The organism is Streptomyces sp. NPDC002276 (assembly GCF_053891435.1).
In genome coordinates, this window is sequence record NZ_JBSFCQ010000012.1 from 206,230 (window position 1) to 233,229 (window position 27,000).

28 protein-coding genes are annotated in these 27,000 nt (G+C 72.0%); 13 read left to right on the top strand and 15 right to left on the bottom strand.

Annotation, left to right across the window (positions count from 1 at the left end):
• Positions 1–88: 88 nt before the first annotated feature.
• On the top strand, positions 89–982 hold the full coding sequence (gene sigJ, locus ACWIHT_RS28880; RefSeq protein ID WP_456171213.1) for an RNA polymerase sigma factor SigJ: 894 nt from the start codon (positions 89–91) through the stop codon (positions 980–982).
• A 22-nt stretch (positions 983–1,004) separates the two neighbouring features.
• Here the strand turns inward: sigJ and ACWIHT_RS28885 are convergent, their stop codons facing one another.
• From ACWIHT_RS28885 to ACWIHT_RS28895, 3 genes are all read right to left on the bottom strand, one after another.
• The gene (locus ACWIHT_RS28885; RefSeq protein ID WP_456171214.1) at positions 1,005–1,277 is read right to left on the bottom strand and encodes a hypothetical protein; all 273 of its coding nucleotides are present in this window, start codon (positions 1,275–1,277) and stop codon (positions 1,005–1,007) included.
• On the bottom strand, positions 1,274–1,738 hold the full coding sequence (locus ACWIHT_RS28890) for a serine hydrolase domain-containing protein (RefSeq protein ID WP_456171215.1): 465 nt from the start codon (positions 1,736–1,738) through the stop codon (positions 1,274–1,276). The genes ACWIHT_RS28885 and ACWIHT_RS28890 overlap by 4 nt, the downstream gene beginning before the upstream one ends.
• Positions 1,739–1,847: 109 nt before the next feature.
• Positions 1,848–2,219 carry a TetR/AcrR family transcriptional regulator gene (locus ACWIHT_RS28895; RefSeq protein WP_456171216.1) on the bottom strand — a complete coding sequence of 124 codons (372 nt, stop codon included), beginning with the start codon at positions 2,217–2,219 and terminating at the stop codon, positions 1,848–1,850.
• A 47-nt stretch (positions 2,220–2,266) separates the two neighbouring features.
• Here ACWIHT_RS28895 and ACWIHT_RS28900 point away from each other — a divergent pair, with 47 nt between their 5' ends.
• Positions 2,267–3,097 (top strand): pentapeptide repeat-containing protein, encoded by an 831-nt coding sequence (locus ACWIHT_RS28900; RefSeq protein ID WP_456171217.1) that lies wholly within the window; start codon positions 2,267–2,269, stop codon positions 3,095–3,097.
• On the opposite strand, the gene ACWIHT_RS28905 is transcribed toward ACWIHT_RS28900, so the two are convergent.
• Positions 3,059–4,591: a cytochrome P450 gene (locus tag ACWIHT_RS28905; protein WP_456171218.1), complete on the bottom strand. Its 1,533-nt coding sequence runs from the start codon at positions 4,589–4,591 to the stop codon at positions 3,059–3,061. The two genes, ACWIHT_RS28900 and ACWIHT_RS28905, sit on opposite strands and share 39 nt — an antisense overlap.
• A gap of 108 nt (positions 4,592–4,699) precedes the next feature.
• On the opposite strand from ACWIHT_RS28905, the gene ACWIHT_RS28910 reads away from it, so the two are divergent.
• Positions 4,700–5,320 carry a TetR/AcrR family transcriptional regulator gene (locus ACWIHT_RS28910; protein WP_456171219.1) on the top strand — a complete coding sequence of 207 codons (621 nt, stop codon included), beginning with the start codon at positions 4,700–4,702 and terminating at the stop codon, positions 5,318–5,320.
• 87 nt (positions 5,321–5,407) lie between these two features.
• Complete coding sequence (locus ACWIHT_RS28915) at positions 5,408–6,133, top strand: DUF2470 domain-containing protein (RefSeq protein WP_456171220.1); 726 nt, start codon at positions 5,408–5,410, stop codon at positions 6,131–6,133.
• Here the strand turns inward: ACWIHT_RS28915 and ACWIHT_RS28920 are convergent.
• The 3 genes from ACWIHT_RS28920 to ACWIHT_RS28930 form a co-directional block, all read right to left on the bottom strand.
• Complete coding sequence (locus ACWIHT_RS28920) at positions 6,101–7,321, bottom strand: lactonase family protein (protein WP_456171221.1); 1,221 nt, start codon at positions 7,319–7,321, stop codon at positions 6,101–6,103. The genes ACWIHT_RS28915 and ACWIHT_RS28920 overlap by 33 nt on opposite strands.
• 115 nt (positions 7,322–7,436) lie before the next feature.
• A complete protein-coding gene (locus tag ACWIHT_RS28925; RefSeq protein WP_456171222.1) occupies positions 7,437–8,471 on the bottom strand; it encodes a hypothetical protein in 1,035 nt (344 codons plus the stop codon).
• 88 nt (positions 8,472–8,559) lie between these two features.
• Positions 8,560–9,813 carry an FUSC family protein gene (locus tag ACWIHT_RS28930; RefSeq protein WP_456171223.1) on the bottom strand — a complete coding sequence of 418 codons (1,254 nt, stop codon included), beginning with the start codon at positions 9,811–9,813 and terminating at the stop codon, positions 8,560–8,562.
• Positions 9,814–9,928: 115 nt separating this feature from the next.
• On the opposite strand from ACWIHT_RS28930, the gene ACWIHT_RS28935 reads away from it, so the two are divergent.
• Both ACWIHT_RS28935 and ACWIHT_RS28940 read left to right on the top strand, forming a co-directional pair.
• Positions 9,929–10,522, top strand: a complete 594-nt coding sequence (locus ACWIHT_RS28935) for a TIGR03086 family metal-binding protein (protein ID WP_456171224.1) — start codon at positions 9,929–9,931, stop codon at positions 10,520–10,522.
• A 69-nt stretch (positions 10,523–10,591) separates the two neighbouring features.
• Entirely contained in the window at positions 10,592–11,935 is a 1,344-nt protein-coding gene (locus ACWIHT_RS28940; protein WP_456171225.1) for an erythromycin esterase family protein, read from the top strand.
• On the opposite strand, the gene ACWIHT_RS28945 is transcribed toward ACWIHT_RS28940, so the two are convergent.
• Positions 11,899–12,465 carry a CGNR zinc finger domain-containing protein gene (locus ACWIHT_RS28945; protein WP_456171226.1) on the bottom strand — a complete coding sequence of 189 codons (567 nt, stop codon included), beginning with the start codon at positions 12,463–12,465 and terminating at the stop codon, positions 11,899–11,901. The two genes, ACWIHT_RS28940 and ACWIHT_RS28945, sit on opposite strands and share 37 nt — an antisense overlap.
• Before the next feature lie 153 nt (positions 12,466–12,618).
• Here ACWIHT_RS28945 and ACWIHT_RS28950 point away from each other — a divergent pair, with 153 nt between their 5' ends.
• Positions 12,619–13,620 carry a quinone oxidoreductase family protein gene (locus ACWIHT_RS28950; RefSeq protein WP_456171227.1) on the top strand — a complete coding sequence of 334 codons (1,002 nt, stop codon included), beginning with the start codon at positions 12,619–12,621 and terminating at the stop codon, positions 13,618–13,620.
• A gap of 2 nt (positions 13,621–13,622) precedes the next feature.
• Here the strand turns inward: ACWIHT_RS28950 and ACWIHT_RS28955 are convergent, their stop codons facing one another.
• The gene (locus ACWIHT_RS28955) at positions 13,623–14,117 is read right to left on the bottom strand and encodes an FBP domain-containing protein (protein WP_456171228.1); all 495 of its coding nucleotides are present in this window, start codon (positions 14,115–14,117) and stop codon (positions 13,623–13,625) included.
• Between the two features lie 89 nt (positions 14,118–14,206).
• Between ACWIHT_RS28955 and ACWIHT_RS28960 the strand changes: the two genes are divergently transcribed.
• Positions 14,207–15,079 carry a DUF3626 domain-containing protein gene (locus ACWIHT_RS28960; protein WP_456171229.1) on the top strand — a complete coding sequence of 291 codons (873 nt, stop codon included), beginning with the start codon at positions 14,207–14,209 and terminating at the stop codon, positions 15,077–15,079.
• 8 nt (positions 15,080–15,087) lie between these two features.
• Here ACWIHT_RS28960 and ACWIHT_RS28965 read toward each other — a convergent pair whose 3' ends face one another.
• The 3 genes from ACWIHT_RS28965 to ACWIHT_RS28975 all read right to left on the bottom strand — a co-directional run bounded on the left by ACWIHT_RS28965 (position 15,088) and on the right by ACWIHT_RS28975 (position 18,983).
• Positions 15,088–15,981, bottom strand: coding sequence for an alpha/beta hydrolase (locus tag ACWIHT_RS28965; RefSeq protein WP_456171230.1), 894 nt, complete (start codon positions 15,979–15,981; stop codon positions 15,088–15,090).
• Positions 15,978–16,247, bottom strand: coding sequence for a hypothetical protein (locus ACWIHT_RS28970; RefSeq protein ID WP_456171231.1), 270 nt, complete (start codon positions 16,245–16,247; stop codon positions 15,978–15,980). Before ACWIHT_RS28970 ends, ACWIHT_RS28965 begins: the two co-directional genes overlap by 4 nt.
• A gap of 63 nt (positions 16,248–16,310) precedes the next feature.
• The gene (locus ACWIHT_RS28975) at positions 16,311–18,983 is read right to left on the bottom strand and encodes a LuxR C-terminal-related transcriptional regulator (RefSeq protein ID WP_456171232.1); all 2,673 of its coding nucleotides are present in this window, start codon (positions 18,981–18,983) and stop codon (positions 16,311–16,313) included.
• Positions 18,984–19,102: 119 nt separating this feature from the next.
• Between ACWIHT_RS28975 and ACWIHT_RS28980 the strand changes: the two genes are divergently transcribed.
• Together ACWIHT_RS28980 and ACWIHT_RS28985 are read left to right on the top strand one after the other, a co-directional pair.
• A complete protein-coding gene (locus tag ACWIHT_RS28980; RefSeq protein WP_456171233.1) occupies positions 19,103–19,990 on the top strand; it encodes an aldo/keto reductase in 888 nt (295 codons plus the stop codon).
• A complete protein-coding gene (locus ACWIHT_RS28985) occupies positions 19,987–20,424 on the top strand; it encodes a nuclear transport factor 2 family protein (protein WP_456171234.1) in 438 nt (145 codons plus the stop codon). Before ACWIHT_RS28980 ends, ACWIHT_RS28985 begins: the two co-directional genes overlap by 4 nt.
• A 58-nt stretch (positions 20,425–20,482) precedes the next feature.
• Here the strand turns inward: ACWIHT_RS28985 and ACWIHT_RS28990 are convergent, their stop codons facing one another.
• Complete coding sequence (locus ACWIHT_RS28990; protein WP_456171235.1) at positions 20,483–21,562, bottom strand: MBL fold metallo-hydrolase; 1,080 nt, start codon at positions 21,560–21,562, stop codon at positions 20,483–20,485.
• A 128-nt stretch (positions 21,563–21,690) separates the two neighbouring features.
• Here ACWIHT_RS28990 and ACWIHT_RS28995 point away from each other — a divergent pair, with 128 nt between their 5' ends.
• The 3 genes from ACWIHT_RS28995 to ACWIHT_RS29005 all read left to right on the top strand — a co-directional run bounded on the left by ACWIHT_RS28995 (position 21,691) and on the right by ACWIHT_RS29005 (position 24,696).
• Positions 21,691–22,656 (top strand): phosphotransferase family protein, encoded by a 966-nt coding sequence (locus ACWIHT_RS28995; protein ID WP_456171236.1) that lies wholly within the window; start codon positions 21,691–21,693, stop codon positions 22,654–22,656.
• Positions 22,657–22,722: 66 nt separating this feature from the next.
• The gene (locus ACWIHT_RS29000; RefSeq protein WP_456171237.1) at positions 22,723–24,012 is read left to right on the top strand and encodes an ROK family protein; all 1,290 of its coding nucleotides are present in this window, start codon (positions 22,723–22,725) and stop codon (positions 24,010–24,012) included.
• Between the two features lie 30 nt (positions 24,013–24,042).
• Positions 24,043–24,696, top strand: coding sequence for a M15 family metallopeptidase (locus ACWIHT_RS29005; RefSeq protein WP_456171238.1), 654 nt, complete (start codon positions 24,043–24,045; stop codon positions 24,694–24,696).
• Between the two features lie 17 nt (positions 24,697–24,713).
• Here the strand turns inward: ACWIHT_RS29005 and ACWIHT_RS29010 are convergent, their stop codons facing one another.
• The gene (locus ACWIHT_RS29010) at positions 24,714–25,676 is read right to left on the bottom strand and encodes an SDR family NAD(P)-dependent oxidoreductase (RefSeq protein WP_456171239.1); all 963 of its coding nucleotides are present in this window, start codon (positions 25,674–25,676) and stop codon (positions 24,714–24,716) included.
• A gap of 293 nt (positions 25,677–25,969) precedes the next feature.
• Positions 25,970–26,992, bottom strand: coding sequence for a PHP domain-containing protein (locus tag ACWIHT_RS29015; protein ID WP_456171240.1), 1,023 nt, complete (start codon positions 26,990–26,992; stop codon positions 25,970–25,972).
• Positions 26,993–27,000: the final 8 nt, after the last annotated feature.

The window sequence follows — 27,000 nt, forward strand, 5'->3', positions numbered from 1 at the left end:
GTCGTCCCGCCCCACTCGCCCCGCAAACGGACACGGGACGCCGAAAATGACATGCCTGTGGAGGGGGCGGACGTGTTGGGTGGACGGTATGGACGACACGGAACTCCTGGCGGACCGCTTCGAGGAACACCGGGGCCGGCTGCGCGCGGTGGCCTACCGCATGCTCGGCTCGCTGCCCGAGGCGGAGGACGCCGTCCAGGAGACCTGGCTGAAGCTGAGCCGGACCGACGCGGACGACATCAGGAACCTCGGCGGCTGGCTCACCACGGTCGTCGGCCGGGTCTGCCTCGACCTGCTGCGCACCCGCACCGCGCGCCGCGAGGACCCCATCGACGAGACCTTCGTCCCGGACCCGCTGCTCAGACCCCTGACGGACCTGGACCCCGAGGAGGAAGTGCTCCAGGCCGACTCGGTGGGCCTCGCCCTCCTCGTCGTCCTGGAGACCCTGGAGCCCGCCGAACGGCTCGCGTTCGTGCTGCACGACCTGTTCGCGGTGCCCTTCGACGACATCGCCCCGATCGTGGAACGCAGCTCCGCCGCGACCCGCCAACTGGCCAGCAGGGCCCGCCGCAGAGTCCAGGGCGCCGCCCCTTCCACCGACCCGGACCTCGGGCGGCAGCGCGAGATCGTCGAGGCGTTCCTCGCCGCCGCACGCGAGGGCGACTTCGACGCCCTCGTCGCACTTCTGCACCCGGACGTGGCACTGCGCGCCGACTCCGGCGCCCTGGTCCGGGGCGCGGCGGCCTCCAAGGCGCTGCGCGGAGCACGCCCGATCGCCGAACAGGCCCTGATGTTCGCCCCGTTCGCCCGCCTCGCCCAACTCGCCCTGGTCAACGGCACGGTGGGCGTCGTCAACGCAACCGAAGGACAGCTCCTCTCCGTCATGGGCGTCACGATCGCCGACGGCCTGATCACCGGGATGTACATCCTGTCCGACCCGGACCGGCTGGCCCGCCTCGACATCGGCGGCCCGGCAAAGTGATGCCCGTCAGGGGTGATGCCTGTCAGGGGTGAGTGACCGCCTCGTGCAGGGATGCGAGCAGGTCCCCCGCGCCCGCGTGGCCGAAGGCGTCCGGTGGCGGGCCGAACAGGCCCAGTTCCGTGCGGAGTTCGAGACCGGCGCCGTACGCCATCGGAGTGCCCCACAGTGGGGCCACGCCCCGGCGCAGTTCCCGCCGCCCGAGCAGCACGGTCCGCTCGTCGAGTACCCGGACACCGTCCAGCTCGCCGCCCCGGGCGAGGAGCGCGTAGAAGCGGGCCATCGAACGGGCCGTCACATGGGCTCCCACGGCAGGGAGTTGAGCCCGGCGGAAGGCGGCGGAGTTCCACAGGGCGGGCGCGTCGGGAGCCAATAGGCCGCGAGGAGCCCCGCCATGTGCTCCGGGTCCAGCAACTCCTCGGTCGCGACGGGCTGTTGGACGCCCGGCAGCCGTGCCTGGTCGGAGAAGATCTCGGCGACCGTGATCCGTTCCTTGCCCGCGGCGGCGAACTCCGGCCAGTAGCGCGCCGCCGGAGCGTCCAGGCTCAGCAGGCCGCGCTCGACCGGCAGCACACACGCGGTCGTCAGGCCCTTGGCTCCGGAGAACACGAGTTGCGGCGTGTCCGCCCGCCAGGGGCGCTCTGTCGCGGGGTCGGTCACTCCGGCCCACAGGTCCACGACGGGTCCGCCGTTCCGGTACGCGGCGAAGACGTCCGCGACCTTCTCGAAGCCCGCTGCCGTGCGGTCCTGGACGTCCATCACGCCCCCTGTGCGGACAGCAGGGCGAGAGCCGCCTGTCTGGCGTCCTCGGCGGCCCGGCCCTCCGGGTCGTGGTGGTCGGCCACGACCGTGGCGCTCTCCAGAAGGATCAGCAACTGCCGTCCCAGGAGGGCGGGTTCGGGGGCGCCCGCCCGTTCGGCGATGCCGGTGACCAGCGCGCGGTAGGGGCCAGATGGCGTTCCGCCAGGGTGCTGGCGGGCGGAGTGTGGCGCTGCGTCGCCGCGTTGACGATCGCGCGGCCCCGGAAGCCGGGTTGCCGGTACCAGGCTCCCAACACCTCGAAGAGCGCGGTGAGTTGGGCGGCCGGGTCGGGGCCCGCCGTCTCCACCGCCTCCGTCAGCCAGTGCACCACCCGGTCGCTCCGCGCCTCAAGTACCGCCTCGACCAGGCCGTCCTTCGAGCCGAAGTGGCGGTACAGCGTCGCCTTGGAAGCGCCGACTGCCCGGCACGGCTCGGCCACACCGACGCCGTCCAGGGTGTGGGCGTCGGATCAGTAGGCTGGAGGCCATGGAAGATCACATAGCGGACCTGACCGATCTGCGTGGTGACTGCGAGCGGTGTTTCGGGCTGTGCTGTGTCGCGCTGCCCTTCACCGCCGCGACGGACTTCGCGATCGACAAGGCCGCGGGGACACCGTGCCCGAACCTCCGGGGTGATCACCGCTGCGGAATCCACGCGAAACTCCGGCGGACCGGCTTCACCGGCTGCACGGTCTACGACTGCTTCGGCGCCGGGCAGAAAGTCTCGCAGGTCACCTTCGGCGGGCGGGACTGGCGCACGGTTCCTCAGGCGGAGTCCCGCCGGATGTTCGATGTCTTCCCCGTCGTACGGCAGCTGCATGAACTGCTGTGGTACCTGACCGAGGCGCTCACCCTGCCGGCCGCGCTGCCGGTCCACGCCGAGTTGCGCGAGGCGCTGCGCGCGACCGACGCGCTCACACGCGGCACGGCCGAAGAGCTCGGCGCGCTCGATGTGGGCGCCCACCGGCAGGCGGTCAATGTGCTGCTGCTGCGGACCAGTGAGCTGATGCGGGCCGGGGCGAAGGGGAAGAAGAAGGACCGGCGCGGTGCCGATCTCATGGGCGCCCGGCTCAAGGGTGCCGATCTCAGCCGGGCCAACCTGCGCGGCGCCTACCTCATCGCCGCCGATCTCACCGGGGCCGACCTGCGCGGCGCGGATCTGATCGGCGCCGACCTGCGGGACGCCGATCTCACGGACGCCGACCTGACCGGCGCGTTCTTCCTCACCCAGCCCCAGGTCAACGCGGCCCGCGGCAGTGCGGGCACCAGACTGCCGGGGTCAGTCGTCCGACCGGTGCACTGGGCAGCGGGCGTCTGAGGGGACCTCGCCCGGGACCGTGACCGGCGCGGTCGCCGGCCTGGACGGGGTGCGGCGGTCGAGGTGGAGCCGTAGACCTTCCGGCATCAGCGTCAGGCGTTCGGCCACGCGCAGTTGGTAGGCGGGGTCGGGGCGCAGTTCGTAGCGGCGCAGCAGCAGGCCCAGGACGAGCATCGACTCGTGCAGGGCGAACTGGCGGCCGATGCACGCCCGCGCCCCCGTCCCGAACGGTTTGAAGGTGTGCGGGGCGCGGGAGCGGACGGCCTTCGCGTCGAAGCGGTCCGGGTCGAACTCCTCGGCGTCCGCGCCCCACACCTCGGGGTCGCGGTGCAGCATCGGCGTGAGGATCAGCGCCCAGGCGCCCCGCCGTACCGGGTGGACTCCGGAGACCTCGGTGTCAACGGTGGCCTCGCGGGCGTAGGCGGGCGCCGTCGGCCACAGCCGTAGCGACTCGTCGAGCACCCGGCGGACGTAGCGCAGCTTGGCGATCTGCTCGTAGCCCGGTACCTCGGCGTCGCCCCAGACCTGGTCGATCTCGGCGCGGGCGCGGGCCGCGACCTCGGGGTGGCGGGCGAGGTAGTGCAGGGCGAAGGACAGCGAACCCGAGGTCGTCTCGTGGCCGGCGACCAGGAAGGTGATGACCTGGCGGCGGACGTTCTCGGCGGAGAGCCGCTCGCCGGTCTCCGGGTGGGTCGTCTCCAGCATCCGGTCGAGCAGGTCGCCGTCACCAGCGCCCGTCGTACGGCGGGTGCGGACCATGTCGTCGACCGTGCGGTTGAGGTAGGCGATGTCGGCCTCGTTGCGCCGGGTCGCGGTGCGCAGCAGCAGCGGGGCCAGCGGTGCGGGCACGGAGTTGAGGCGTTGCGCGTAGCTGAGCGTGCCCACCATCGAGGTGACGAAGGGGTGCGGGCGGTCGCGTTCGAAAGAGCCGAAGTCGTGGCCGAAGCCGGTGCGCGAGATCGTCTCCAGGGTCAGCTTGGTCATGTCGCCGGGCACGTCCACCGAGCGTCCGGCGGCCAGTTCGCGGTCCCAGTGGTCCGTGAGGCGCTCGGCGACGGCCAGCATCATCGGGTGGTAGCCCGCCATCGCCTCGCGGCTGAAGCCGGGGGCCAGGACGTCGTGCGCCAGCTGCCAGTTGGGCTCGTGGTTGTACGCCGTGAACAGTCCGTCCCCGGCGACCGGCCGCAGGTTGGCGATGCCGAGGCCGACGTGTTTCGCGAACCGCGACTCGTCCGCCATGTCGGCCACCAGGTCGGCGCCCCACACGAACACGAACTCCTTGCCGAAGGCCTTCCGGCGGAAGATCGGGCCCAACTGGCGGGCGTAGCGCAGCGAGTCCTGGACGGGGGTGCGGCGGTCGGCGCCGATGATGTCGCCGAGGAACGGGATCCGGCGCGGGGGATGCGGGATGCGGTCGAGCCCGGGCCAGCCCTGCTCGGCGCCCCGGAAGCCCTTCGGCAGTGCGGTCGGCGTCACCGTCGTCGTCTCCGCCATGACGCGATCTCCCTTGATCCACCCGCGGGTTCAGCCTGTTGTACGTGGGTTCAATAGCGTGTTCCAGTGTGATCCCGCTGTTGAACCGACGTCAAGTAAAGTGCGGGAATGGCCGCCGATCGAGGAGAGCGCAGGGGAGAGAGCACGCGCCGCCGGCTCAGCACCGGCGAGCGTCGGGAGCAACTCCTCACGGTGGGCGCGCGGTTGTTCTCCGAGAGCCCCTACGACGAGGTGTGGATCGAGCAGGTCGCCGAGATCGCAGGGGTCTCCCGGGGGCTGCTCTACCACTACTTCCCGACCAAGCGCGACTTCTTCGCGGCCGTCGTCGAGCGCGAGAGCGAGCGGATGCTGCGGATGACGGCGGCCGTACCGGGCGTACCGGCCCGCGAACAGCTCGCCGCCGCCCTCGACACGTACCTGGAGTACGTGCACACCCACGCGCACGGCTACCGCGCCTTCCACCGCGCCGACGCGGCCGGGGACCAGACCGTACGACGCGTTTACCAGCGGGCGCTGGCGGCGCAGGAGCGGCAGATCCTGGCCGCGCTCGCCGCCGATCCCGAGTTCGGGTCTGCCGTGGAGGAGCGGCCCGACACGAAGCTCGCGGTGCGCGGGTGGCTGGCGTTCACGACCGCCGTCTGTCTGGAGTGGCTGCGCGGACCGGAGTTGAGCCGGGAGCAGGTGCGCGATCTGTGCGCTCGGGCGCTGTTGGGCGTCATCGCGTCCTGAAGTGCTGTCCTGGAATTTACGTGGCGTGGTTGGCGCGCGCCCCGATCTTCGGTAAGTTAGGCAAGGCTTACCTAAGGAGGTTCAGGGATGGGTGACAGCCAATCGTGGACGGCCGTGCCTGCCGCGGCCGAGCGGGCCCGCTCGGTGCTCGCCGCCGCATGGTCCTGCGCGGTGACCGCGGAGGGCGGTCGCGAGGAGTTCGTCGGCGCGCACAGCGTCGACGACGACGGCCGGGTACTCCTTCAAGTGCCCGAGGACAGCGCCCTGTTGGCCGCCGCGATCTGCGCGCCGCGCGGTGAGCCGTCCGCGGTGCTTGAGTTCGCGGACGTCGCGCCCGTCCCCGTGCGCAACCGTATCCGGGCCCGGGTGTGGCTCGCCGGCTGGTTCGTCCCCGAGGAGGACCGACTGGCGTTCAGCCCCACGCGCGTGGTGCTGCGACCGGCGACCGGCGCGGTGGTCATCGACCTCGACGAGTTCGCCGCCGCCGAACCCGACCCGCTGGCCCTCGCCGAGGCCCAGCTGCTGACCCACCTCGCCGACTGCCACTCCGACGCGGTCGAACGGCTCACCCGACTCGTCGAGCCCGACAGCCTGCACGGCGCGGTCCGCGTCCAGCCCCTCGCCGTCGACCGGCACGGACTGACCCTGCGCATCGAGCGCGCCCGCGCCCACGGCGACGTACGACTGCCGTTTCACGCGCCCGCCGACACGGTCGCCCACCTCACCGAACGGATGCATGTGCTGCTCACCCAGGCCAGCGCCGCGTCCTGCCCGCGTCCGCTACAGCGGCAGCGCACAGACGGCGACCGGTGACGCGAACGGCGCGCCCGCGAGCCGCAGTTGGCCGGTTGCGCTGTCCACGAGGAACACACTCACCGTGCCCGACCTCTGGTTCGCGGTGAACAGCAGCGTCCCGTCCGGCGAGAAGGCGATCTGCCGGGGGAAGTCACCGCTGACCGGCACGGTGTCGAGCAGCCTGAGCCGGGCGCCGTCCGCCTCGACGGCGTACCGCGCCAGGGTGTTGTCGCCCCGGTTGGCGAGATAGGCGTACGACCCGTTCGGCGTCACCAGGATCTGTGCCGGGTAGTTGGTGGCGCCGCCCGTGCTTCCGCTGGACTGCGGGTCACCGATCGACAGGGCGCCCGTGGCCTGGTCGTAGGCGCAGACCGCGACGGTGTCGTCGACCTCGTTGGCCAGGTAGGCGTACCGGCCGCCGGGGTGGAACGTGAGGTGGCGCGGGCCCGCACCCGCGCGGGTGTGCGCCTGGGAGACCTCGGTGAGCGTGCCCTTCGTGGTGTCCAGGCGGTAGGTGTAGACCGTGTCGGTGCCCAGGTCGACGGCGAGGACATGGCCGCCGTCGGGACTGGTCACGAACTGGTGCGCGTGCGGGCCGTCCTGGCCCGGGCCCGGCCGCGGACTGGAGTGCTTGACCAGCGCGGTGCGTTCGCCGAGCGCGCCGGAGGTGCCGATGGGGTGCACGGCCACACTGCCGGACGTGTAGTTGGCGCTGAGCAGCCAGCGCCCGGTCGGATGCACCGACAGATGGCAGGGGCCCGCGCCGCCGGTGCTCCGCGAGCCGAGGATCGTACGGTCAGCCAGCCGTACGGCGGTCACCGCGCCGGACGTCTGCTCGTCGACCGCGTACAGCGTGCGGCCGTCGGGGTGCACGGCGAGGTACGACGGGTCGGCGACTCCGGTGAGCGTTCCGGCGCCGGTGATCCCGCCGGTCGCCGGATCGTAGGTGGCCAGGCCGATGCCCGTGCCGCCGCCGTCGACCGAGGTGTAGGTGCCGAGGTAGAGGGGGCGGGGGCCGGCGGCCTTGCCGGTGCGGTGAGTGCTGGGGGCCGGTGCCGGTACCGGGGTCGCCGCGGGAGTGGATACGGGGTCGGCCGGGGCCGAGGCCGGTGCGGGGACCGCGACCACGGCCGCGGTTCCGCCCAGGGCGCCGAGGAAACGGCGCCGACTCCAGCCGCCCTGTGACGCGTCCGCACCACTGCCCATGCCCACACCCTCAGGTCGTCGCTTTCCCCGGTCGTCACAGCAACCTTGGCGTGGACGGCCCGTCGAGCGCAAGACCGGCAACGCGCGTTGCGGAGGATGCAATAAATGAGTGGGCCTACCAGTCTCCGTCCTCCACCGGCTTGCCCTTGGCGTCCTTGAGGGGCTGCACCTGGCCGGGAGTGGGCTGCTGCCAGGGTTCGTGATCGTCGCCCAGCCAGTCGCCCACCGGCTTCACGGCCTCCAGAGTGTCGGTGGGGGCGAGATCCTCCGCGTCCTGGTCGTAGTAGTCGAACCAGGGCAGTCCCGCCTGGGTGTACGCGGCGCGGTCCACCGGCGACGGCGGCGGCTCCTCGCCGGTGATGCGGCGCCACTCCGGGGGTGTCACGAGGTGCACGAAGACCCGCCCGGCCGGCTCCCCGGCCCAGGCCTTGAGCGGGCGGTCGTCCTCGTAGACCTCCTGGCGCATCGAACCGCCGACACCGAGCCCCATCCGGGGAGACGCCCCCGGAGCGCTGCGCATGGGAGCGGCCGACGCGGCCATCGGCATGGGGGGCGCGCCGTAGCCCCCGGACGGCATGGTGATCGCGCGCGCCCGCTCGGACTGGCGCCGCTCGTCCTCGCGCCACTTGGTCAACTCCCGCTCGGTGAGCGGGAAGGACTGCAACTGGACGCCGCCCCACACCTCCTCGCCCGTGACCTGGCCCTCGACCGTCGCGCCCAGGCCCAGCGGGACCGCCACGAACTGGCGGACCGTGCCCTTGCCGGAGTTGATGCCGTCGAGCCAGGGCTGACGCGGAAGGACGAGGTAGTTCTGCGGGTCGCGGGACAGCCGGTCCGTCCACGGCTTCCCGGAGACCGCGCACACCTTGCCGACGCCGACCTGGAGGGCGGCGGGCTCGGCCGTGCCCGCGAAGCTCAGCCACATCGCCTCACGCAGATACACCGGCAGCATCACCCCGCCCCGCGCCCGCCACTCCGCGGGAGTCGTGTCCGGGAAGTCCGCGACCCGGCGGACCGGGAACTCGCCGAGCCCCGGCGGCAGCGGATGCGTGCCCGTCTCGGGCAGGCGCAGCGTGCGGATGAACCGCACCGCCACGCCACCGGGCAGCCGCAAGGTGTTCCCGTCGATCCGTACCGTGCTGTCGGTCATGCGTCCGCCCCCATCGCCGCGCTGCCGGAGGCGACCCGCCCCCATGGCTGTGCTGTGTCCGGGGACGGTCCGCCCCCAGGTGACTCCGTCACCTAGAACGTTCGGCGCCCGTGTCCCGGTTCCTGCGCAGCCGCTCCGGCACACCCACCCGCTCCCGCAGCCAGATCAGCCACGGCAGGCGCTCGCGCTGCTCACCGGCGCACCGGTCGAGTTCCTCCAGCAGCCGGCGCGAGCGGTGCTCGGTGTCCAGCTCGTCCAGCATGCGGTTGACCTCGGTCAGCATGGCTCCCAGCAACTGCCACTGGGCCGCGTCGCGTTGGACCTCCTCCAGGAGCAGCTGCGCCAGCTTGTCGCGGGTCGCGGCGGCCGTGTGCAGCTCGGCGGTGAGCCGCGACTCCGCCGACTCGGCGCTCACGCTCACATCGGTGGTCACCAGCACCGCGAAACTGACCACGGCGTCCCCGATCTCGGACAGCAGCTGTTCTACGGCCGCGCCCGTCGGCGGCGCGAACAACGGCTCGGGGTCGCGCTGTTTCGCCAGGTCGGTGAAGGTGCGGGCGAGAACCCGCAGCACGACCGTGCAGATCTCCAGGGTGTCCAGACCGGTCCGCAGCACGATCCGGTGCAGCAGCCCCTCCCGGACGCGCGGATTGAGCCGCAGGCTGTCCTCGGCCTGCCGCAGGGCCGCGTCCACCTCGACGATGTCGTGGTCGAGGCGGCGCGCCTCGTGCAGCCGCGCGGTGGCGTGGTCCACGGGGGTACGGCCCGCCGCCTCCTCGCCCATGCGACGCATCAGCCGCCGCAGCCGACGGGCCAGGTCCTCGATGGACTCGCCGGCCTCGTCCACCCACACCGGGGGAGCCAGCAGCAGATTGCAGCCGAAGCCCACGACCGCGCCGATCAGCGTCTCCACCACCCGTGCCCAGGCCGTGTTCCCGACCGTGGTGACACCGAGGACCAGCATCGCGCTGATCGCCACCTCGGGCACGTACTCGTCGACCTTCACCAGTCGCCCGACGACCAGTGAGGCCACGATCAGCAGCGCCAGGCTCCACCAGGTCAGCCCGACCAGCAGACTGAACGCGATGGCGACGAGCACGCCCGCGACCACGGCGTTCACCCGGCGGATGCCGTTGGTGAGGGTGGCGTAGAGCGTGACCTGGACGACGAGGAGCGCGGTCAGGGGAGCGGTCAGCGGCGCGGGCTCCGGGCTCAGGCGCAGCGCGACGACATACGCGATCGTCGCCGCGGTCGCCGACCGCAGCGTCTGGACGAGCACCGGGTCCCGGTGCCGCCCCACGAACCGCACCAGTGGCGCGGTCCACTCCCGGACATCTCGCATCCTTGGCCTATTCCCTCCTCACGGATGCGCTGAACGTACCCATTGCGGACCGGAACTGTCCGCATGGCCTCCTAGATTGTCCTCACCGGACGGGACGAAGGTGAGGGGAACGTTCATGACGAACATCCAGGGCATCGAGGTACTGACCCGCTCGCACGACTATCTGCGCGAGGTGATCGCCGCCGTGCCCGGGAGCGCGTGGTCGGCCCCCACGCCGTGCGGCGAGTGGACGGTACGCCAGGTCCTCAACCACGCCCGCGTCGACCAGCAGGCCTACGGCCTCGTCCTCACCGGCGACCGACCCGACGCGGACCCCTTCCATCCCGAGGACACCCTCGCCGGGGACCCGGTCGCCGAACTCGACAAGGTGCTCCGCGCGGTGGCCGACGGCTATGCCGCACTGCCCGCTGACGCGGACGAGGTGCCGACCCCGCTGGGCCCCATGCCCCTCCCGTTCGCCGCGGCGACGGCCGCCATGGACGCGGCCGTACACGCCTGGGACATCGCGGTCGCCACCGGCCAGAACCGGCCACTGGCGGCGGACCTGGCGGAAGGGATCTGGCCGGCCGCGGACCGACTCGTCGACCAACTCCGCGACGCCTACCGGGTGTTCGCACCCGCACGTGAGGTGACGGCCGACTACGACCGGGCCGAGACACTCCTCGCCTTCCTCGGCCGCGACCCGCACTGGACGCCCGCCGCGCCCTGAGGAGAACCCCACCCCGGAACGGAGGATCACCGCATGGCCTCCGTTCCCGGAGCGCGCGACCCTCGGACGATGACACGGCATCGGACCGGACTGATCCTGACCCTGCTCATCGGCCTCGGCGCCGTGGCGGCCGGCACCCCGGACGCCACGGCGGCACCTCCGACCCCCTCGGCCTCGCCCGTCGTCGCGGCCCTCGACCGCTCCGCCCACCCCCTGCGGACCGTCGAACCGGGCGGCGACACCGGCGACCTGCGCCCGCTCGACCGCATGATCGGCGGCGCCACGGTCGTCGGCCTCGGCGAGGCCACCCACAGCTCGCACGACTTCTTCGCCCTCAAGGACCGCGTCTTCCGCCACCTCGTCGAGAAGAAGGGCTTCCGCACCTTCGCCCTGGAGGGCGCCTGGAGCACCAGCCTGCGGCTCAACGACTATGTCCTGTACGGCAAAGGGGACCCGCGGCGCATCATGCGCGAGGAGTTCCAGCGCGACTACCTGTGGTGGAACAACACCGACTATCTGCGGCTCGTCGAGTGGATGCGCGCGTACAACGTCCGGCACCCCGGCGACCCGGTCCGCTTCATGGGCGACGACATCGCCTGGGCCGGACCCGAACTCTACGACTCGGTCACCGCCCAAGTGGCCCGTACCCACCCGGAGTTGAGCGCCCGCCTCGCCGAGCTGTACCGAGGGCTGCGGCCCACGGTCGCGGCCGGTACGTACATCCAGCAGTACCTGGACAAGCCGTACGCCGAACGGAAGGAGATGGCCGAACGCACCGGCCGGGCACTGGAGTTGCTGAGGCGGCAGGCACCGGGCAAGGACCGTGACGCCTACGACTGGGCCGTGCGGAACGCGGCCGTCGTCGACCAGGTGGCCCGGCAGTACGACTTCGACTTCGACCGGCCCGCGCAGATCGCCGCCGCCATGCGGTACCGCGACGAGACGATGGCGGCCAACGTCGTCTGGTGGCAACGGCACACCGGCACCAAGGTGCTGCTGTCCGCGCACGACGCCCACATCGGCTATGTGCCGTCCGACCCGGTCAACTACCCCAAGATGCAAGGGGCGTTCCTCCGCGACACCCTCGGCTCCGGGTATTTCAACGTGGGTCTGACCTTCGACCGGGGCTCGTTCAACGCCACCGGCCCCGACGACGCGATCCACCGCTGGACGCTGGGACCGGCCGGCCCCGGCAGCAACGAACAGACCCTGGACCAGGTGCGGTTCACCGACTACATGGTCGATCTGCGGACGGTCGGATCACCGGCCCGCGCATGGCTCAAGGAGGCGCGGCCGACCCGCAGCATCGGCACCGCCTACCCGGAGGACCCCGAGAACATCGCACTGGCCCGCAGCTACGACGTCCTGGTCCACCTTCACCGCGTCACGGCCGCCCGGCTGCGCGACCGATAGCCCGCGATCTTCGCGAGGTTGCCGCAGCGGTCCATCGAGCACCAACGGCGGCGGCGGGCCTGGGAGTCGTCCAGGAACAGCAGCGAACACTCCGGGTTCTCGCACTCCTTGACCCGCTCCAGCAGCGGACCGCCCACCAGCAGGACCCCGTCCCGGGCCACCGTCGCCAGCGCCGCGCGCGCCGGACGCTCCGACTTCCAGCGCCGCTCGCCCAGTTGGGGCGCGAGATCCGGGCGCGCGGCGGCCTCGTTGACCCGCTCGACATCGGCCGCCGCCGGTTCCCGCCCGGCCATCGCGTCCCGTACGACCCGGTACAGCGCCTCGCGCAGGGTGCGCGCGTCGGTCAGCTCCCGGGCCGTGACCCGTAGCGGTTCGGTGTCCGTCGACAGCTCCGCCTCCGTGATCCAGGCGGCCAGGGCGGCCGGATCGGGGAGCCGTTCGACGGGCGTGGCGTGCCGTTTGCCGAGCGTCGCCACGAAGTTCAGGCACGGGCGTCCGCCGATGAACGGGAAGACGGGCGGAGTGGTCATGGCAATGAGCCTACCTCGTGCACACCGGTTCATGCGGTGTGCACGAGGATCGTCGGCCGGCCTTGACACCGGTTCGTGCGGTGTCGCATGGTGACACCAGTTCAAAGGGTGTCGGCCGGGTCCGGTGGCCGCGACAGGAAGTGGGTGCGGTTTATGCGTGCGATACGGATCGACGAGTTCGGTGGGCCCGAGGTGTTGGTGCCGGTCGAGGTGCCCGACCCGGTCGCGGGTCCGGGGCAGGTCCTGGTGCGGGTCGCCGCGGCGGGCGTGAACCGCGCGGACGCCCTGATCAGGTCCGGGAACTACCACAGGGCCGGACGCCCGCCGCTGATCCCGGGAGTGGAAGGCGCCGGTACCGTCGCCGCGTTGGGCGAGGGCGTCACCGGATTCTCCGTCGGCCAGCGGGTCGTGGCCCTCGACGGTGTGAACTCGCCAGGTTTCTATGCCGAGTTGGCGGCCGTACCCGCGACCCGGGTGACCGCCCTGCCCGATGGCATCGACCTCACGCACGCCGCCGCGCTGCCCGTCGCCTGGCTGTCGGCCTGGTACTGCCTGCGACACCTCGCCCGGGTCACCAAGGAGGACACGGTGCTCGTGAAGGCCGCCGCGAGCGGGGTCGGCAGCGCGGCCGTACAGATCGCTGCCGAGACCGGCGCCCGGGTCGTCGCACTCGCCGGATCACCCGAAAAGGCAGCCTGGGCAGGGGAGTTCGGCGCCCACGCGACCATCGACACCTCGGCGCACCCGGACGACGCCGAGGTCGACGAGGTACTGCGCCTCACCGACGGGCGTGGCGCGGACGTCGTCCTCGACACCGTCGGTGGCCGGGCCTTCGGGCGCAGCCTGCGCGAGATCGGACACGGCGGCCGGGTCGTCGCCCTCGCCAATGTCGCCCTGGAACCGAGCACCGTCGACACCCGCGACTTCTACCCGAAGAACGCCTCGGTCCTCGGCTTCCAGCTCACCAACCTCCAGGTCCACGGCGGCTACGACCCCCGCCCGGACCTGCGTGAACTGGCCGAGCGGGTCGCCGCCGGCGCCTACCGCGTGCCGATCGAGACCGTCGTACCGCTCGCCGAGGCGCGGGCCGCCCACGAGCGGCTGGAGCAGCGCGACAACCGGGGCAAGATCGTCATCGCGGTGCCGGGCGACTGACGTCAGACGTACAGCTTGTCGAGGAAGGCGGTCAGATTGCCCACCGTCCGCTCGATCTGCTGCTCCACGGTGAGGCTCTCCTCGATACGGATGCCCGACTCGGGGATCTTCCTGCCGCGCACATAGAGGGAGCAGGCGAGGTCGGTGCACATGTACAGGCCGACCGAGTTGCCCTCGCGGCCCGCCGGGCCCGCCTTGCGCGCGGTCATCAAGGAGACCCCGCCGCCCGGATGGGTCGTCACGCACAGCGAACACATGCTCCGGTGCAGAAAGCCGCGCTGCGCGGACGGGAACCGCAGGGTGACCCCGACCGGCCCGTCCGCGCGCTCGGTGACGAGGTAACTGCGGTCCGGCGCCCCCGGATCCCGCCAGCCCAGGAAGTCCAGGTCGCCCCACGGGCGGCTGTCGAGATCACGGGGGACCGCCAGCCGCTTCGCCTCGCCCTTCGAGCAGTTGACGAATGAGTCGCGGATGTCCTGCTCGGTGAGTGATCTCATGGGGGAGTCTCCTGGGGTGGCGTCCGTCTCCGAAACCTAGGGGGTCTAGGTTTCGGTCCAGGGTAGTGAGGTCAGCGGTGGGGGAGCCAATGGATTTCGAGGACGTCGGGGCCCGCCGGCGGCGGGCGCTGCGTCATGTCGCGGCCCGGTCGTCGGGCCCGGCCGTCGAACCGCGACTGCGCATCACCCTCAACTTCCACCCCGACCGTACGGCGGCCGGACGCCCGATCCTCGACGCGCTGGCCCAGGACGGCACGTACCACTCGCAGTTCGTGACCGGCACCAGCAACGGCGGCCTCACCGCGCACCCCGGCGGCGACCGCTGGCGCTGGGAGGCCCGGATCTTCGCCGGGGCCTACGACGGGGCGCCCGCCGTCGAGCGACCGGTGTACGGCGCGCTGAACTTCCGGCGCCAACTGGTCGGCGCCGCCCCGCGGTTCGGCTCCTCGCACCTTCGGCTGACCGGCGCGGCTCTCGCCCGTGCGACCTTCTGCTACCCCGACAGCGCGGCCGAGCCGACCGACTTCGGCGTCGCCGCGGGCATGTCCCTGATCGCGCTCGCCGAGGCCGACGAGCGGGACGCCCTCAACGACTACATCGAGACCCAGGTGCACGGCGGAGTCGACCTCGCCCGGGACACCGAGGCCCTCGTTCTGGACGCGAGTTACCGCGGTACCCCGGTCGAGACCGCGGCCCGGCGCCTGCCCTGCCCGGTCGAATGGCACCCCGGATACCGGCTCACCGTGGGCGAGTTGAGGCGGCACGCGGACTATCGAGGGCAGGAGTACGCCGATCTCGGCGCCCGTATCGCCGAGCGCGGTGTCGTCGACCCCAGGATCATCGGCGACGCGGCCCGCACCGGCCGTTACGAACTCCAGGACCTGAAGATGGTCTGGCACACCCTCGCCCGCTTCGGGGCACCGGCGGGAGCGGGTACCGCGCTCTCAACTGGTCCTGGTTGACAAGGAGTTCAGGCTCCGAGCCGTGCGGTCAGGAAGCGTCCCGCCCGGTTCAGGGCGGTGCCGGCCTCGTCGAGGATCGGGCCGTAGGCCTGGAAGACGTGCGGTACTCCGGGGGTGACGTCGAGGACGACCTCGACATCCGCGGCGGCGGCGCGTCCGGCGAGGCGTACGGCGTCGTCGAGGAGGACCTCGTGGCTGCCGACCTGGATGAGCAGGGGCGGCAGGCCGGACAGGTCGGCGAAGACGGGGCTGATCAGGCCGAGAGCGGGGTCCTGTCCCGCCGTGTAGCCGGCGACGAGGGGTTCGAGGAGTTCCCGGGAGAACAGCGGATCGGCCGCTTCCTTGGTGTCGATGGACGCCCCGGCGAGGGTGAGGTCGACGTACGGCGACATGACGAAGGCGGCGGCCGGGAGGGGCAGCCCGTGGTCGCGGGCGTTGACCAGGGTGGCGACGGCGAGTCCACCACCCGCGGACTCGCCCGCGAGGACGATGTCCGAGGGCCTGACACCGTCGGCCAGCAGGGCCTCGTAGACCGCCAACGCGTCGTCCACCGCCGCCGGATAGGGGTGTTCGGGGGCGAGCCGGTACTCGACGGAGTAGGCCTTGGCGGCGGTCCGTCCGCCGATCTGCGCGGCCAGGCCCGCGGAGCTGAGGGCGTCTCCCAGGAGGTAGACACCGCCGTGGAAGTACAGGACGACGTGCTCGGGTTCGACTCCGTCGACCGTGACCTCGACGGTGGGGACACCGCCCAGCGTGACCGGCACCGCCTTCACCTCGGGAGGCAGCGGCAGTGCCGACGTCGCCGCGTGCAGCAGCCGCCGTAGCTCCTCGACATCGCCGTCGAGAGGGAAGGGGGACTGACGCAGGAACGCGTCGATGGTCTGTTGCTGCTCGGTGCTCACGGAACATCTCCGTTCGACGGGGGCGGTTCGGTCGGCACATTCGGCTGGGGCGGCGCGGGTCGTACCCTGCGGACTTCGAGGAGATCGAGTCCCAGCGCCTCGATTCCGGCGAGGACACCGAAGAGCGCGGCGCTGTCCGGCAGCAGCCCGGTGAGCAGCGTCTCGGTGCCCTGGTGCTCCGGCTCGAACGCGGGGAACGCCGTCAGCAGGGTCGGGCCGAGGTGGCCGCCGACCCGGATCTGGTACAGGACGGGTTCATCACCCATGCGCCGATCGTCGTCGGTGGTCGGGTGAACCCGCGTCACCGGAATCCGGTGAATGTGCGGCGCTCACCCGCGGCCGTTGGACAGCAGCCGCAGTTCGCGGCCGCGGTGCACCGCCGAGGAGCGGTCCCCGGCGCCGAGCTTGGCGTAGATCCGCCGTATGTGGGTGTTGACGGTGTTGAGCGAGACGGACAGTTCGGCGGCGATCTCGGGGCGGGTGAGGTTCGTCGGCAGATAGCGCAGGACGCGCAGTTCGCTGGGGCTGAGGTCTTCGGCAGGGCCCGGGGTCGACCGGTCCGTGCTGTCGCCGCGGACGGTGTCGAGGATGTCGGAGACCAGCGCGGCGTGCGAGGTCTTGCGCGGCAGGGCGTCGAGGAGCTCCCAGGCGCCGGTCATCACGAACGGCAGGATCATCCGGTCCGGTTCGGCGAGGTTCAGGGCCTCCTCCACGGCCGCTCCCGCCGCGTGCTCGTCTCCGAGGTCACGGCAGGCGAGCGCGTCCAGGAGCCGGGCCTCGATCGGGGTGAGGAAGGAGGTGACGGGGGCGGTGCCGTCCAGGACCGGCCGGAGGGCGCGGCGGGCGGCGGCGGGGTCCCGCTCGGCGAGGTGGAGCACCGCCGCCGCGTTGCGGATCTCGGCTACGGCGGACTGCCGGTCGTCGAGGGCGGCGAGGTCCGCCCGTGCGCGGTCGACCGTCCCGAGGCGGGCGCGGGTGGCGATCGTCCAGGCGGTCACCCGGGACGACAGTCCGTGCCGGCTCACCATGTGTGCCTGGGCCTGCTCGGCGGCCGTCAACTCGGCCAGCGTCTCGGGGTGTTGGCCGCGTGCGGCGGCCAGCATCGCGGAGGTCAGCCGCACCAGTAAACGCACGCCGGGCTCGCCCTCGGACCGGGTGGCGCGCCGGGCGCGGTCGAGCCACTGCTCGCCCCGGTCGAACTCGCCCGTGCAGATCAGCGTCCCGGCCAGGGAGACCTGGGCGGGCGCGATCACCGCCTGGGCGTCCCATCCGTAGCGGGCGGCCAGTGCCACGGCCTCCTCGCAGCGTTCCCGGACGAGCGCGAAGGAACGGTTGCCGGAGGCGAACCCCAGATGGGCGCGGCAGGCGACCTCCAGATAGGGGCGGCCGATGTCGTGGGCGAGCGCGGCGCCCTCCAGGAGGTGCCGTTCGCTGGCGTCGAGCCGCAGCGACCAGGCCTCGGCGACCCCCAGGTTCAGCAGCGCGAGGGCCCGGAGGTCGCTGGCGAGCGCGATCTCGGTGTTGGAGCGGCCCTCGGCGGGCGAGGGCAGCGCGTCGGCCTGCTCGAACACGGCGTCGAAGTGCCCGCGCAACCGGGCCAGCAGCAGGTTCAGGGACGCGATCGCCGTCCGCAGCCGGGACCGCCGGTCGGGCGCTGTCGTATCGGCGTACGCCCCGGCGATATCGAGGTGGGCCCGGGCCTCCTCCAGCCGGTGCTGGTGCAGATCGGCGTTGGCGTACACCAGGGCCAGTTCCGGGGATTCCTCGCCGACGCAGGCCGGGAACGCGCGCAGCAGCGCCACCGCGCTCCCGGCGTGCCCGTCGAGCGTGAGGCTGACGGTGTGGTCGGTGAGCAGCCGCGCCGCCTCGGACCAGTCCCCGGCGGCCTGAAGATGTCGTACGGCGTCCACGGCCTGGGCGTGTTCGGCGAACCAGCGCGCGGCCAGCCGGTGCAGTTCCGGGATGGCCTCCGGGGTGGTGCGGCGCAGTTCCAGCCGGAGCAGGTCGGCGAACATGTGGTGGTAGCGGAACCAGGTGCGCTCGGGGTCGAGCGACACGACGAACGCGTTGGCGTCCTCCAGTTCCAGCAGGACGCGCTCCGAACCGGTCGCGCCGGTGAGCAGATCGGCCAGTTCGCCGGTGATCCGGTCGGGCAGGGACGTGCGCAGCAACAACCGCTGTACATGGGGTGGTTGACGCCCCAGCATCTCGGCCATCAGGTATTCGGCGACTGTACGGTGACTGCCGGAGAACTCGGCGACGAACCGCTCGGGATCCGGGTGCCCGGCCAGCGAGAGCACGGCGAGCCGCAGTCCGGCGGCCCAGCCCTCGGCCCGCTGGTGCAGCAGCCTGACCACGTCGTCGGGCAGCGCGACTCCGGAGGCGGCGAGGAGGTCACGGGTCTCGGCCTCGCTGAAGCGCAGCTGCGCGGCGCGGATCTCGGCCAACTCCCCCGTCAGGCGCAGCCGGTGGAGATGCAGCGGCGGGTCGTGCCGGGTCGCGACGATCGCGTGGACGCCCCGGGGGAGCGCCGTCAGCAGGGCCGTCAGCTGTTCGGCGGCCTCCGCGGAACCGAGTTCGTGCAAGTCGTCGATGACGAGGTAGAAGGTGCCGTCGGACGTGGTGATCTCGGACAGCACCTTGTCCACCATGGCGCCGCCGTCGAAACCGGGCGCTGTGGGAAGCGGCTCGGTGGCGCCCGTCGCGCCGCGGACCGCCGCCAGCAGGGCGAGCCAGAACAACTGGGCGTCCTGCTGACCCGGTCGTACCGACATGAACGCGATACGACGGTTCCGTCCCGGCCGGTCGGCCCACGCGTGCAGCAGGGAGGTCTTTCCGCTGCCGGCGGGCGCGGAGATCATCGTCACCCGCTGCTCGGACGCGCGGTCCAGGGCGGCGATCAGGTCGCGGCGGTCGATGAGACCCGGGCGGCCCCGGCCCGGTACACGGACGGCGCCCGCGGTGGCCGGCAGGTCGGGCGTGACGCCATGTCCTCTGGTCACGCGGTCAGCGTAGTCGATGCGAATCACCGCATCCCGGCGACGACCGGTCACCTCCATGGGGGTGATCCTGGCCAGGCGCTCGAAGGGCGAGTCACGTGGGTGAGCGGACAGGAGACGGTGTGAGAGAGCGGCTGGGCGGGATCTTCCCCTTGGGACCGAGACGGGTGCACCGGGTCGGCTACGGCGCGATGCAGCTCTCCGGCGACGGGGTCTTCGGGCCGGCGCGGGACCGTGACGAGGCGCTGCGGGTGCTGCGCGCGGTGGTCGACGCCGGGGTGGACCACATCGACACCGCGCAGTTCTACGGAGCGGGCACGGTGAACGAACTCGTCCGGGAGGCGCTGCACCCCTATCCGGACGGACTGGCGATCGTGAGCAAGGTCGGCGCCCGCAGCAGTGACCGGCCGTCTCTGCTCCGGCAGGGCGTCGAGGAGAACCTGACCGCGCTCGGCGTGGGCCGCCTGGCGGCGGTCAACCTGCGGATGGTGGACCCGACCGAGACACCGGACGGCCGGTTCGACGCCCAGCTGGCGACACTGGTCCAGGCCCGCGAGGAAGGGCTCGTCGAGGGCGTCGGCCTCAGCAACGTCTCCCTGGGACAGCTGCTGAGAGCCGTCGCGCAGACGGACATCGTCTGTGTGCAGAACCTCTTCAACCTGGCGGACCAGCACTCCATGGATGTGCTGCGGGAGTGCGCGCGGCGGGGCATCGCCTTCGTTCCATACTGTCCGCTGGGCCTGCCCGGGGAGGCGCGGCACCGGATCCTCACGCACCCCGCCGTCGTCGCACAGGCCACCCGGCTCGGCGTCACCCCGGCCCGGATCGCCCTCCGTTGGCTCCTCGACCTCGCCCCGAACGTCCTGCTCATCCCCGGCACCCGCACCCGCGCGCACCTGGCCGAGAACCTCGCCGCCGCCGACGTCGGTCTCGACGAGACGGCCCGCGCGGAGTTGAGACGGCACTTTCCCGACACCGACCAGCACAAGCCCGAGGAGGAATCGGCATGAACAACGAAGAGATCGTCCGGAAGGCCTACCAGACAGCCGAGGTCAAGGACATCGAGGGCTGGCTCGACGCCTTCACCGAGGACGGGACGTTCACCGACGAGTCGGTCGGCGTCACCTACCGCGGCCGGGACCGTGCCTTCCCCGTGGAGAACTACGGGCGCGCCTTCCCCGACATGCACCGCGAGCTGTACCAGGTCTATGTGAGCGGCGATGTCGTCGTCGTACAGCTGGCGCTCCAGGGCACCCACGACGGCCCGCTGAGCCTGGGCGACGGGACGCTCCAGCCGACCGGGAACCGGATGGACGCCCCCTGCTGCGATGTGTTCGAGCTGGTGGACGGGAAGATCAAACGCTTCGACTGCTATCCGTCGGGCACCGTGATCCTCGCCCAACTCGGCGTCCTCGGCGCACTGGACGCGGCCCTGCACTCCTGAACCCGGGCCCGACCCGCGCGGCCCGCCGCCGTTTCCGGGGCGGGCCGCGCGGGATCACTCACGCATGGACGTCCGAGCCCACGCCGAGGTCGAGGCGGAGGGATTCGAGGATGATGAACGTCGTGCTGGCCGTGTACACGTCGGCGGCGGCGAGGACGCCGGTGTACTTCTTGATGACCGGCGCGGAGGCGTAGGCGACCTGCGCGGCCTGGTACTCCTTCACCGCGGCCCACGAGTTGTTCCCGTACTTCACGAAGAACGGCGTCGGGTCGACCGCCGTGAGCGCCTTCTTGACGTTGGTGATGATGTCGTCCACGTACTGCTGGTACACGACCATGTCCTGACGGGTGCCGAGCCTGCCGATGTGGCCGCCGACGAAGTGCTTCCACGGGTAGCTCATGGCCTTGGCGGGGGCGGCGATGGAGCCGGGGACGTCCTCGTTGAGGTTGAAGCTGTCGAAGGGGACCCAGCCGGGCAGCAGGACGTCGACGAGCATCAGGGTCCTGTGGTCGGGGAGATGGATGTAGACGTTGTCGGGGGTGTGGTTCGTGCCGTGCCAGGCCAGTTCGACGCGCTCGCCGCCGACCCGCAGCGTGTGGCTCTTCTCGAAGGTGACGTCCGGCACCGGCCGGGTCGGGTCGTTGTCACGGGCCAGCAGCTTCCTGGTCTCGGCGTGGCCGATCCGCACCACGTTCTTGCCGAACAGCGACGAGGCGCCGAGGTGGTCGGCGTGGTGGTGGGAGTAGACCAGGTGGGTCACTCTGTTGGAGACGCCGTTGGCGGCGGCGATCTCGTCGATCGCGCGCTGGAGGTTGTGCCCGATGGTCGGCGGCGCGTCGAAGAGCACGACGCCCTCACGGGTCGTCAGGAACGCCGACTGGTAGGTGCCGTCGGTCACCCAGTACAGGTTCCTCTCGATCCGACCGACGTAGTAGCCCTGGGAGTTGACGGCGGGGCCGAGCGCGGACGCCGGGACGGGCGCGTAGTCCGGCAGTGTCGCGGACGGGGCGGCCGACGCCGGGCCGGCGAGCGCGGCGACGGTGGGCACGGCTGCCAGCGCGGCACCGCCGGCGAGGAAAGAGCGGCGATTCGTCGAGGACATGGTGATCTGCTCCAGTCGGTCGATGATGTGTGCCAAGGTTCTCCGCGGGACAGGTGAGCGGTCTTCACCGGATTCCGGTGATCTCCCGGACGGCGGTGCGGAGTTGGTGCGGGTGGCCGGTTCAGTAGGGTTCGCCGCCGACGAAGAGGAGAGGTGGGCGCACGGTGACGGACTCCTGGGAGCGGGCCCGGAGGATCCTCGGCGCGGCGGGCATTCCGCCGGACCGCCTCGCCCACCTGCGCCCGATGGGCGGCGGCACCTACAACACCGTCGAGGAACTCACCCTCACCGACGGCGGCCGCTACGTCCTCAAGACCGCGCCCACCGCCCCCGGCCTCGCCCATGAGCGCCAACTCCTCATCTCCGAGGCCGACTTCTACGGCGCCGCCGCCAAGGCCGGGGTGGCGGCACCGCGTGTCGTGGTCCTCGACGGCGACACCCTCCTGATGACCCTCTGCCCCGGCGAACCCTGGGACGACTCCCTCACGGACACCGAAGTACCCGCCCTGCGCACGGAGTTGGGCCGACAGCTGGCCCGCCTGCACGAGATCACCGGCCCCGGCTTCGGCTACCCCTCCGGCGCCCTCGGCCCCCTCGCCCCCGACTGGCGGACCGCGTTCACCACGCTCTACGACGCCGTCCTGGACGATGCCCGCCGCTACCGGGCCTGGCTGCCGCTGCCCGCCGACGACATCGCCCGCACGGCACGCTGCGCCCACGACGCCCTGGACGAGGTCACCGTCCCGCGCGCCGTCCACTTCGACCTCTGGCAGGGCAACATCCTGGTCGACCGCGAGTCCGGAACGCCCCGCATCGGCGGACTCATCGACGGCGAGCGCATGTTCTGGGGCGACCACCTCGCCGACTTCGTCTCGCTGGCGCTGCTCGGCGACATCAGGAAGGACGACGCGTTCCTCGCGGGCTACCGGGAAGCGGGCGGCCGGGCCGAGTTCGACCGGGCGGCCCGCCTCCGTTACGCGCTCTACCGCAGCTACCTCTACCTGATCATGCTCGCCGAGGCGGTCCCCAGGGAGTTCGGCGCGGAGGAGAACCGCTGGCGGCGCGAGCGGGTCGGCCCCGAGCTGCTCGCCGCCCTCGGAGAGATCGACGGGACGGCCTCCACCACGTAGTGTGCATTCCACCGCCCCTTAGTTCAGGGCGTGAATTAAGAGGGTGCGGGGTTCGGAAGGAGCCACATGGCGGGGCGGAACGGGCGCACGGTACGCGACCTCAGGCGGGCCAACCGCACGGCCGTACTGCAACGGCTGTACTTCGACGGACCCCTCAGCCGCTTCGAACTGGGCCCGGTGACCGGACTCAGCTCCGGCTCGGTGAGCAATGTCGTCGCGGACCTCGTCGCCGACGGCCTGGTGGAGGAGGCCGGCAGCGTCGACTCCGACGGCGGCCGACCCCGCACCCTCCTCCAAGTCGCCCCGCACAGCGGCCACATGATCGGCGTCGACGTCGGCGAGACCCGGGTCCGCGTCGAGCTGTTCGACCTCACCCTGACCGAACTCGCCCGCGCCGAACGCCCGTTGGAGCAGCAGCGCTACGAGGTCGAGGTCATCGTGGGCCACATCCGCGACGGCATAGCCGAGGTCCTCGCCGCCGCCGACATCGCACCCGTCCAGCTCCTCGGCGTCGGCATCGGCGTCCCCGGGATAGTCGAGCACACCCCGGACCACGGTGCCGTCGTGCACGGCCAGACCATCGGCTGGGACGCGGTCCCGCTCGAAGAGCTGCTTCGCTCCACCTCCCAACTCCCCGACGCCGTCCCGTACTTCATCGACAACGGTGCCAAGACCCTGGGCCAGGCCGAGATGTGGTTCGGCGGCGGGCGCGGTGCGCGCAACGCGATCGTCGTCCTCTTCGGCTCCGGCGTCGGCGCCTGCCTGGTGACACCCGAGGTGGAGAACGGCCGGGCCGTCGAGTGGGGGCATCTGACCGTACGGGTCCGCGGTCGCCGCTGTCGTTGCGGGGCACTCGGCTGCCTGGAGGCGTACGCGGGCGCCGAGTCGCTGCTCGACCGCTGGCGGGAGCAGGGCGGACGTCCGCCGGAGGGCACCGACGAGGAGACCGCGATGACCGCGCTGCTGGTCGCCGCCTACCCGGCCGAGGGCGCCGAGGCCGACCCGGTCGCGCTCGCCGTCCTGGAGGAGACCGCCGAATACCTCGGCGCGGGCCTCTCCGACCTGATCAACCTGTTCCAGCCCGAGCGCATCCTCATCGGTGGCTGGGCCGGACTCCAGCTCGGCTCCCGTTTCCTGCCCGCCGTCCGCCACCACGCCACCGCGTACGCGCTGCGCCACCCCGCCGGTCGCGTGACCATCGACCTGGGTCTGCTCGGTCCCGACGCGGTCACCGTCGGCGCCGCGATCCTCCCGCTCGCCGACTTCTTCGCCCGCGGGGGCCGCCGCGCCGAGCCCGAACCGGAGGGCCCACCGCCCGCCTGGCGCACGGCACTTGAGGAGCGTGCCCCGCACTGAGGCGACGGGCCGGTGGGAGATGATCACCTCATGAGTGAGAACATCCTGATGTCCGACGCCTGGGTCGCCGCCGTCCCCGTCGAGGAGTGCGGGGAGCCCCTCGTCGATGTGAGCGACGTACTCCTGGTCGACGACCGCAAGAACGAGGACTCCGACAACGGCGCCGAACTCCTCCTGCGCCAAGGCGTGTTGGACCGCCTCCTGAAGGCGCAGGCCCTGCTGCCCGACGGCCTGCGCCTGCTGTTCGTCGAGGGCTACCGCCCGCCGACCCTCCAGCGCCGCTACTTCGAGGGCTACGGCGACGAGTTGCGCGCCGCGAACCCGGACTGGTCCGTCGACCGGATCCGGTCCGCCGCCAGCCGCTATGTGTCCCCGCCCGAGATCGCCCCGCACACCGCCGGCGCGGCCGTCGACCTGACCCTCGCCGACGCCGACGGCCGCGAACTCGACCTGGGCACCCCGATGAACGCCAATCCCGAGCAGAGCGCCGGGGCCTGCTACACCGACGCCGACAACATCACCGCCGAGGCCAGGGCCAACCGCGCCGTGCTGGGCCGGGCGCTCGGCGCGGCAGGCCTGGTCAACTACCCGACGGAGTGGTGGCACTGGTCGTACGGGGACCGCTACTGGGCGCTGGCGACCGGTGCGCCCGCCGCCCTGTACGGGCCGATGGAGGCACCTTGAAAACGGTGTGCTCGGGACTAACCCGCGAAAGCGTTCACACCGGTTAGGTCAGCGGACACCGTCCAGAGACGTGCCGCCTGCTCGGGGTCGGTCGCCCAGGACTTGACCCCGGAGCGCTCTTCGCCGTCGGGGGCGGGCTCCGCGATGTCGCAGTCCTCCAAGTAGACGCCGCCCATGTCGGCGAGCTGGGGCGAGGTCGCCGCCCACACCTCGGTGGCCGCGCCCTGCTGCGGGGTCTTGAAGCCCTCGGGGTTCAGCACGTTGCCCTGCTCGTCGATCCAGCCGCGCTCGACCATCTCCGCCTTGGGGAGGTGGCGCTGCAACGGGGTGATGATGCCGCCGGGGTGGAGCGAGAAGGCCCGTACCCCACGGTCGGCGGCGAGCCTGTCGAGGTGGACGGCGAAGAGGACGTTCGCGGTCTTCGCCTGGCCGTACGCCTCCCACTTGTCGTAGCCGTGGGTCCACTGGACGTCGTCCCAGCGCATCCCGGAGAAGTGGTGGGCGCGCGAGGACACCGAGACCACGCGGGCGCCGCCCGGCTCGATGGCCGGCCACAGCCGGTTGACGAGGGCGAAGTGGCCGAGGTGGTTGGTGGCGAACTGCGCCTCCCAGCCGGGCCCGACCCGGGTCTCGGGGCAGGCCATGATCCCGGCGTTGTCGATCATGTAGTCGACGGTGCGGCCGGAGGCGAGGAACCGCTCGGCGAAGCCGCGCACGCTCTCCAGGTCGGCGAGGTCCAGCTCGTCCACCTCGACGCCGGGCAGCCCGGCCACGGCCTCCCGGGCGGCGTCGGGGCGCCGGGCGGGGACGACCACCCGGGCGCCCGCCTTGGTGAGCGCGCGGGCGGCCTCCAGGCCGAGGCCCGAGTAGCCACCGGTGAGGATCGCGAGCTTCCCGCCGAGGTCGAGGCCCTCCAGGACGTCGTCGGCGGTGCTGTTCGCGTCGAATCCGGAACCGATCTTGTGCTGTGCAGTGGTCATACCAGGAACGCTACGAATTGAAGTGCGCTCGAAGTCAAGCGGAGAGGACGCGCGGACCCGGACAGGGGGAAGCCCCGACCGCGACGGGGGAATCACGGCCGGGGCGGCCAAAGGGGTGGGCACGGAAGGCGGTCGCCTCGCGGCGAAAGGCTCCACAGGGCTTCAGCCGAACGATCTTCCCTGTGGGCGGAGGTTGAGGCCCGGGGACACTGTTCCCTCCGCACCCACGGTCTGTTCAACGGCGAACTACCGGCGAGTGTTCCTGCGCGGTCCGCCGTACTCGGTGATGTGCGTCACTTGCCAGTGGTCCAGTCCAGTAGCTCGTCCGCGGACCAGGTCGTCAGCACCCGTTCGGCGGGCACCCCGCACTCCTCCGCCCGCGCGCAGCCGTTGATCTGCCAGTCGAGCTGACCGGGCGCGTGCGCGTCGGTGTCGACCGAGAACAGCACCCCCGCGTCCACGGCCTTCCGCAGCAGCCGCCTCGGCGGGTCGAGCCGCTCCGGACGGCTGTTGATCTCCACCGCCGTCCCCGACTCGGCGCACGCGGCGAACACCTCGTCCGCGTCGAACTCCGACTCCGGCCGCGCCGCGCCCCCGTCCCGCCCGATGAGCAGCCGCCCGGTGCAGTGCCCGAGGATGTCCGCGTGCGGATTCCGTACGGCGGCCACCATGCGGCGCGTCATGGCGCGGGCCTCCATGCGCAGCTTGGAGTGCACGGAGACCACCACCACGTCGAGCCGCTCCAGCAGCTCCGGTTCCTGGTCCAGCGAGCCGTCGTCGAGGATGTCGCACTCGATGCCGGTGAGCAGCCGGAAGGGCGCCCAGGTCTCGTTCAGCGCGGCCACCACGTCCAGCTGTTCGCGCAGTCGCTCGGGGGAGAGTCCGCGGGCCACGGTCAGCCGGGGCGAGTGGTCGGTCAGTACGGCCCACTCGTGGCCGAGCCGGGCGGCCGTACGGCCCATCTCCTCGATCGGGCTGCCGCCGTCCGACCAGTCGGAGTGGAGGTGGCAGTCCCCGCGCAGCAGGGCCCGCAGCTCCTCGCCGCCGGGGCCGGCCGGGACGGGGGCCTCGGCCTCCAGCTGCTCCAGATAGGCGGGGACCCGTCCGTCCAGGGCCTCGCGGGCCACCTGCGCGGTCTTCGGGCCGATGCCCTTGAGGGACTCCAGCGTCCCGGCCGCCGCGCGTTCGGCGACCTCGCCCTCGGGCAGCGCCGCCAGGATCCTGGCCGCCGTACGGAAGGCGCGTACGCGGTAGGTGGGGGCCAGGGAGCGTTCCAGCAGGAAGGCGATCCGGTCCAGTGCCCGCACGGGATCCATCGAGCCTC